The 5,877-nt window shown below is 63.0% G+C and carries 5 protein-coding genes and 1 pseudogene; 4 read left to right on the plus strand and 2 right to left on the minus strand.

The annotated features are described in order from the left end of the window. Nucleotides 1–274 precede the first annotated feature (274 nt). Nucleotides 275–844 (minus strand): TetR/AcrR family transcriptional regulator, encoded by a 570-nt coding sequence (locus AC1DS3_RS34020; protein WP_441635949.1) that lies wholly within the window; start codon nt 842–844, stop codon nt 275–277. A gap of 174 nt (nt 845–1,018) precedes the next feature. Between AC1DS3_RS34020 and AC1DS3_RS34025 the strand changes: the two genes are divergently transcribed. The 4 genes from AC1DS3_RS34025 (at nt 1,019) to AC1DS3_RS34040 (ending at nt 5,583) form a co-directional block, all read left to right on the plus strand. Further along, nucleotides 1,019–2,074, plus strand: a complete 1,056-nt coding sequence (locus AC1DS3_RS34025; RefSeq protein ID WP_441635950.1) for a sugar phosphate isomerase/epimerase family protein — start codon at nt 1,019–1,021, stop codon at nt 2,072–2,074. A 77-nt stretch (nt 2,075–2,151) separates the two neighbouring features. After that, nucleotides 2,152–3,033: an alpha/beta fold hydrolase gene (locus AC1DS3_RS34030; RefSeq protein WP_477128903.1), complete on the plus strand. Its 882-nt coding sequence runs from the start codon at nt 2,152–2,154 to the stop codon at nt 3,031–3,033. Then, complete coding sequence (locus tag AC1DS3_RS34035; protein WP_441635954.1) at nt 3,017–3,970, plus strand: alpha/beta hydrolase; 954 nt, start codon at nt 3,017–3,019, stop codon at nt 3,968–3,970. The genes AC1DS3_RS34030 and AC1DS3_RS34035 overlap by 17 nt, the downstream gene beginning before the upstream one ends. Nucleotides 3,971–4,281: 311 nt before the next feature. Next, nucleotides 4,282–5,583 carry an MFS transporter gene (locus AC1DS3_RS34040; protein ID WP_477128904.1) on the plus strand — a complete coding sequence of 434 codons (1,302 nt, stop codon included), beginning with the start codon at nt 4,282–4,284 and terminating at the stop codon, nt 5,581–5,583. Nucleotides 5,584–5,653: 70 nt separating this feature from the next. Here the strand turns inward: AC1DS3_RS34040 and AC1DS3_RS34045 are convergent. Further along, nucleotides 5,654–5,877 (minus strand): annotated as a pseudogene (locus AC1DS3_RS34045) (isocitrate lyase); the annotation flags it as partial.

Consider the following 5,877-nt stretch of genomic DNA (forward strand, 5'->3'; position numbering starts at 1 on the left):
CGACAGTACCGAGGAAGTGCTGACATCAAAATGGCAAGGCGCCCATGACGCATTCCTGCAAGCAGCCATGGCCCTCGGAGCCCCGGCCTATGTCTGCGCGGACGATGTAACCATGCTCACGAGGGCATGGCGGCGAGTTATTCAGTCTGAGGCCGGGAACAGAATCATCCCTCGCTGAACGCGAAGAGGCGCTGTCAATTGACTGCTCATGGTCCGCGCATGCGCCTCAAGCTGGGGATTCGCCTGGTCGCGCCAGATGCCAGATTCTTCCAGATCAACGTTGAGGGGCGGCTTTGCCAGGGGCTGCGGCAGCATCCAGCGCCAGCATCGCGGGCCCGATCATCGCCTGCAAGCGGGCGCGGCTGACGCCGTCCCGGGCCTGCACGGAGATGCCGTGCAACAGCGCGCCGTAGAGATCGCCAAGCGCGGCGATGTCGGTATCCTGCCGCAGTTCACCGCTTTGCACCGCCGCGTGCAGCCGGTCGATGATGGATTGCGTGCGCTGGCGGCGATGTTCCGCCAGCCAGTCGGCCACCGGTTCGTTCTCGAGCGCGCAGCTGCTGGCCGCGGACACCACCAGGCAGCCATGCGGACGGCCGCGTTTGGTGTAGGTCCGCGCAGCGTCGCCGAGCAAGCGTTCGATGGACTGCCTGGCCGACTCTTCTTCCTGCATGGCGCGGTCCGCGAAGCCGCCTTCGCCAGCTTCGTATAGCGCCACCGCTTCCCGGAACAACGCTTCCTTGCTGCCGAACGCCGCGTAGATGCGCGCCGAGGCCAAGCCCAACGCCTCGACCAGCGTCGACATCGACGCACCTTCATAACCGCGCTCCCAGAACACGTTCATGGCCGTATTCAGGGCTTGGTCTCGATCAAATTCTCTGGGGCGTCCGGCCATGTTCTGCTCGTGAGTGAATGCTGTTGCGGCTTGCATTTTACCGTCGCGGCGCCAAACACGGTTGACTTCCTCGTCCCGGCCATCTATTCTTTGTCGCTCGACAAACAATAGGCGGTTCAATCCATGCAAACCATCAAAGGCCCAAGCCTCCACCTCGCCCAGTTCAGCGACACACAAGCGCCGTTCGACACGCTGCCCGCCATCGCCAAATGGGCTGCCGATACAGGCTTCAAGGCATTGCAGATTCCGGCGTGGGATGAGCGCCTGTTCGACGTAAAGACCGCAGCGGAAAGCCAGACATACTGCGACGAGGTCAAAGGCACGCTGGCCGAGCACGGCCTGGTCATCAGCGAACTGACCACGCATATCTTCGGGCAGCTGGTGGCGGTGCATCCTGCCTACGATTCCATGTGCGACAACTTCGCGCCGCCCGCGCTGCGCGGCAATCCGCAGGCGCGCACCGCGTGGGCGCTGGAGCGGCTCCAGCTTGCCGCCAAGGCGTCGCGCCGGCTCGGCCTGACTGAGATGGGCACCTTCTCCGGCTCGTTCGCGTGGCCTTACTTGTTCCCGTTCCCGCAGCGCCCCGAAGGCTTGATCGAAGCCGCGTTCGAAGAACTCGCCAAACGCTGGTTGCCGGTGCTCAATGCCTGCGATGCGCAAGGCGTCAACCTTTGCTACGAGATCCACCCCAGCGAAGACCTGCACGACGGCGCCACCTTCGAGCGCTTCCTCGGCCTGGTTGGCGACCATCCGCGCTGCCACATCCTGTTCGATCCCAGCCACTTCGTGCTGCAACAGCTGAACTACCTGGACTACATCGACTTGTACCGCGACCGCATCCGCATGTTCCACGTCAAGGATGCCGAGTTCAATCCAAGCGGGCGGCAAGGCATCTATGGCGGCTATACGTCGTGGACCGAGCGCGCCGGACGCTTCCGCTCGCTGGGCGATGGCCAGGTCGATTTCAAGTCGATTTTCTCCAAGCTTGCGCAATACGACTACCAGGGCTGGGCCACGCTTGAGTGGGAGTGCTGCGTGAAGAACCAGGAAGACGGTGCGCGCGAAGGCGTGGATTTCATCAACCGCCATATCATCCGCGTGACCTCGCGGATCTTCGACGACTTTGCTGGCGCCACGGTCAACAAGGCGCAGATCGCCAGCATGCTCGGCATCGCCTGACACCAACAGCGCATCCGACGCATACAACGCATTCAACGCATTCAACGAAACCAATGCATCATCCAACGAAGACATCCATGCAAGACAACGCCCAACACAYGCACACCTATGTACGCATCGACGGCCACCGTGTGCACTGCGTCACCGCAGGCAGCGGCCAGCCGGTGCTGCTGATTCCCGGTTGGCCGCAGACGTGGTTCGCCTGGCGCCATGTGATGGCGGCGCTCGCGCAACGCGGCTTCCTCGCCGTCGCGGTCGACCCGCCGGGCACAGGGCATTCCGACCGGCCGCCCACGGGCTACGACACCGGCGCCACTGCCCACACATTGCACCGCGTGATGGCCGCGCTAGGCCATGACCGCTATCAGGTGGTCGGCCACGATGTGGGCATGTGGGTGGCCTACGCGCTGGCCAGCGACCATCCTGACGCAGTCACGCGGCTGGCGCTTACCGAGGCCGTGATCCCCGGACTCGCGCCTGCGCCGAGCATCTTCGCGCCGCCTGCTGAAAACAAGTTCCTGTGGCACTTCATGTTCAACCAGGTAGCCGATCTGCCCGAGACGCTGATCGCCGGGCGCGAGGCCGCCTACCTGAATTTCATGTTCGACCAGTGGTCCCATCGCCGCGACCGCGTGGCCGTGGACACCTACATCGCGGCCTATTCGGCGCCGGGCGGCCTGCGCGGCGGTTTCGCCTACTACCGCGCGATTCCGGAAACGGTGCGCCAGAACCGCGAACGCGCAAAGCGCAAGCTGGCGATGCCGGTGCTGGCCATCGGCGCGGAGCACGCGACCAACGACGCGCCGCTGGTGACGCTGCGCGACAACGCCATCGACCTGCGCGGCGCGGTGGTGCCGGACTGCGGCCACTTCATCATGGAGGAGGCGCCAGAGGCATTCATGGCTGAGCTGCTGCCGTTCCTGGAAGCGCAGCAGGGAGGGCATGCGCATGCCCGTTGATGCGGATATCGCTCGCTTCCTGGCTGCGTTACCAGCAAGCGGCGGTGAGACGTCGCTAGCGGACATGCGCCACGCCACCGAACGCGACTTGCCAGCGCTGCACGGCCCCTTGCAGGAAGTGGCCGCGATCAAGATGTTCAGCCTCAGAGCCGATGACGGCCACGAGATCGGGATTCGTGCTTACTGGCCGGCGGCGTCGCGGCAAGCTGACGCGCCGCTGCCCGCCATCGTGTTCGCTCACGGCGGAGGCTGGTTTCTTTGCTCGCTGGCGCTTTACGACAACCCCTGCCGTGCCCTGGCCAACGCCACCGGCTGCGTGGTGCTGTCGGTGGACTACAGGCTCGCGCCCGAGCACAAGTTTCCTGTGCCGCTRGAGGACGTGTATCGCGCGGTAGTGTGGACATTCGACAAGGCCGCGGAACTCGGCATCGATCCAAAGCGGATCGCGGTGGGCGGCGACAGCGCCGGCGGCAACCTCGCAGCCGCTGCGGCCCTGTTGGCACGCGACCGCCATGGCCCTGCCATCGCGCATCAGCTGCTGCTATATCCCGCGTTGGACAGTGCGATGGACTCGGACTCCTACACCGAGTTTGCCGAAGGCTACTACCTGACGCGGGATGTGATGGCGTTCTGCTGGTCGGCCTACCTGCGCGGACCGGCGGACAAAGACTCGCCAGCTGCGTCGCCGCTGCGCGCAGAGCGGCTCGGCGGCCTGCCGCCCGCCACCATCCTGGTCTGCGAGTACGACCCACTGCGCGACGAAGGCGAGGCTTATGCCCGCCGCCTCGCCGACGCCGGCGTTATCGTGCACCAAAGTCGCTTGCCGGGCATGGTGCATGCCTGCATCCACCTGCTCGGCGTGGCGCCCGCTGCGCAATGCCTGTTCGATCGCGTCGGCGCGATGATGAAGGCGGCGCTACCGGCGCTACCGGCGTAACCGTCGGATACCACGCAAGCGCGCAACGCGCAGAACGCCTCCGGAGAGCCTGGCGGACGGTGGCCAGGCCATCGCACCGCCCGCTAGCAGCGTGCCAGCTCGCTCGCTCGCGGGATTCTCCGCGCGAACGAGGTAGGCCTCCGAGCATCGAGTCCCATTTTTTACCTACACTGTTTCTGCACTGGCGCTGTATTCTGTTAACGATGCTTGGTGGCGCAGCCCGCACATGCACGGGAGCACCTTTGATTGGTTTTCCGAGGACGTGTACGTGGTCCCCCATGTCCAAGAACTTCAAACGCGCCGCGACAAACGTGCTGGCCGCTTCTGGTCGCAATGGTGCCGAGGACCGCGACCGAACCCTGCTGTATTTCGGTTGGCTCACCCTGTTCATCTATCTGGCAACGCCAGCCGGTTTCCTGGTTGATATACAGACGTCGTACATACTCAAGAACCAGTTGCATGCAACGGCGACGCAKATCTCGACATTCCGGCTGGTGACAGGCATACCCGTGTACATTGCGTTCGCTTTTGGCCTCGCCCGCGACCAATGGAACCCGCTGGGATTGCGCGATCGCGGCTTCCTCCTGATTTTCGCTCCAGTGACCGCGGTGGCTTTCATCTGGATAGCGTTTTCAGGTTTCTCATACGCGGGACTGGTCATCGGGATGCTGCTGGCAATGCTGTCGTCCCGATTTGTCGCCGCAGCCTATCAGGGGTTGATTGCTCTGGTGGGCCAGGAGAAGCGCATGTCCGGGCGCCTGAGCGCGCTGTGCAATGTGGTCAGCTCCGTCCCGGTCGTTGCGGGAGCATTCGCTTCCGGGTATATCTCCGATCATCTTGCCGCGAAAGATGCCTTCATCCTGATGGCAACGGTCACGTTATGGATTGCGGTGCTTGGGCTCTGGAAGCCCGTTTCCGTCTTCGGGCATATCTACGAGCAGCCACAAGCCAGGGGCACGGATCTCGTTGGGAATGTCAGGCGGCTGGCGAAGCATAAGGCCGTCTATCCAGCGGTCCTCATCTGCTTTCTGTGGAACTTTGCGCCAGGATCGGCGACTCCGCTGCAGTTCTATCTGACCAATGCCCTGCATGCATCGGATTCCGTTTACTCGTACTACAACGGGATCTTCGCCGCCGCGTTCATCCCGACATTTCTACTGTATGGCTTTCTGTGCAAGAGAGTCTCGCTGAACAAGCTGCTGTGGTGGGGAACGATCGTCGCAGTACCGCAGATGATTCCGCTGGCATTCATTCACTCAGCCAATCTCGCGCTTGTATTGGCGGCGCCGATAGGACTGATGGGCGGCGTAGCCACGGCAGCATACCTCGATCTCGCGATGCGATCTTGCCCGCCAGGCTTGCAAGGCACCTTGATGATGCTGGTGGATGGCGTTCTCGCCCTCTCGGCGCGTGCCGGCGATCTATTGGGCTCATGGATCTATAACAGCAGCCCAGCGTACGGATTCACCTATTGCGTGATCGCGACGACCGTGGTGTACGCGCTGATCCTGCCCTTGATCCCACTGACGCCGAAAGAATTGATCGCCACCAAGGATGGCGAACCCAACCCGGAGGTCGAGGCCAAGGTGCTGAGCGAGATCCGGGAAACGTGAGCTATGTCGCCGGATAAAAAAACGCCAACCCGTTTTGGGTTGGCGCTATGTTTGCGGCGTACTACTGGTATCAGAACTGGTTCATGGTGTTGTCTTTACCCGCCGCTTTCAGGGCTGCTTCGCCGCTGAAATACTCCTTGTGGTCATCGCCGATGTCCGAGCCGGACATGTTCTGGTGCTTGACGCAGGCGATACCCTGACGGATTTCCTTGCGCTGCACGCCAGCCACATAACCCAGCATGCCCTGGTCACCGAAGTATTCCTTGGCCAGGTTGTCGGTCGACAGTGCGGCGG

The sequence above is a fragment of the Cupriavidus sp. 01L46 genome (assembly GCF_056399905.1).